Source organism: Photorhabdus sp. RM323S (assembly GCF_042879375.1).
GTDB classification, from domain to species: Bacteria; Pseudomonadota; Gammaproteobacteria; order Enterobacterales; family Enterobacteriaceae; genus Photorhabdus; species Photorhabdus tasmaniensis.
In genome coordinates this window covers 1-1,072 of the sequence record NZ_JBHFKZ010000156.1, presented here as the reverse complement: position 1 = coordinate 1,072, position 1,072 = coordinate 1, and the positions used below count along the sequence as shown (strand labels likewise).

At 50.4% G+C, this 1,072-nt stretch carries 2 protein-coding genes and 1 pseudogene; all 3 read right to left on the bottom strand.

What is annotated here, in order from left to right:
* Positions 1-443 (bottom strand): annotated as a pseudogene (locus ACGF7G_RS22395) (pilus assembly protein); the annotation flags it as partial.
* Positions 444-456: 13 nt separating this feature from the next.
* Positions 457-942: a type IV pilus biogenesis protein PilP gene (gene pilP, locus ACGF7G_RS22390; protein ID WP_387468479.1), complete on the bottom strand. Its 486-nt coding sequence runs from the start codon at positions 940-942 to the stop codon at positions 457-459.
* Positions 929-1,054 (bottom strand): type 4b pilus protein PilO2, encoded by a 126-nt coding sequence (pilO2, locus tag ACGF7G_RS22385; protein WP_387468480.1) that lies wholly within the window; start codon positions 1,052-1,054, stop codon positions 929-931. Before pilO2 ends, pilP begins: the two co-directional genes overlap by 14 nt.
* Positions 1,055-1,072: the final 18 nt, after the last annotated feature.

Sequence of the window (1,072 nt, the reverse complement as noted above, 5' to 3'; positions counted from 1 at the left end):
ACATCACACATCGACAGGATGATCGTGGATGCCAGTGCCATTCCCTCCTCTTCCGACAGTTCATTGACGACTTCCAGCTCACCGTGAATACGCATTTCAATTCGGGTCAATCCTGGACTGATAGTCAGGTGAATATCTGACGCATTCAGTTTTTTTGCCAGTTCAAAACAGGTCAGTACCTGCTTCTGGCGTTCACTCACATCAGTTAAGTCCGACAGACACACGCCCTGTTCATTCGTCCGCTGATTTTGTTTCTGGCGGTTCGCCTGCAATTCTGACAAATTGACAAAGCGAATTTCGGCCTCTGGCGTGGCTTCAAGTAATTGCATGACCCGAGTCTGGACCTGTGGGTCGCCCCGACGATGGTTGTCAATTAATACCGTAGCCTGTTGTTCTTCACATAACAGCAACACAGCATCATTAACCTGGATGTTTTCTTTCATTCCCTGTCTTCTCTCAGAACGTTAATACCGAACCATCACTTAGCGTGACCGCAGAAAGCGTGATCACCTTAACTTTGAACTGAGTGCCAGGCACTGCGTCACCGACAGCGAATTCCATCACACCGCGGCCCGGCAGGCTTACGCTCGCCCGCAATGCATGCCCCCGACCATAAATCTCCTGCACCACCGGACGGGTCACAGGTTGTCCCGCCGTTATCACCGGTGATACGGTCATCGGCAAATCAATGTCATTACTGCCCGTTAACCCCAAAGGCTGACTTTCTGCCAGTTGGCGTTGTAATTTAGCCCGCTGCAATTCCGCTTCCAGCAACAGATTTTTCGCGTGTAAATGCTCTAACTGTCCCACCGTCACCCCCGCAGAGGCTTCTGTCATCCCTATTACCGAAAGAGCGCTATCCTCTGTTGCCCATACGGGTGAACTGATAAAAATTAGCCCACTTAACACACTGATACACAAGGCAGTATTATTTCCGGGCATAAATGTATCCCTCGGTCTGATAGGTTAACTGTCCCTGTGAGGTCAGGGTAAACGTGAGGCTGTTCAGTCGCAGCCCTGTATCATCCAGTTCAGCAAATAGCCATGCTGGCATCACCCGACTACTGAAGCT

What these genes read in the sequence shown, in the direction of transcription:
- pilP (WP_387468479.1), bottom strand. Translation starts at nt 942, where the DNA reads ATGCCCGGAAATAATACTGCCTTGTGTATCAGTGTGTTAAGTGGGCTA.
- pilO2 (WP_387468480.1), bottom strand. Translation starts at nt 1,054, where the DNA reads ATGCCAGCATGGCTATTTGCTGAACTGGATGATACAGGGCTGCGACTG.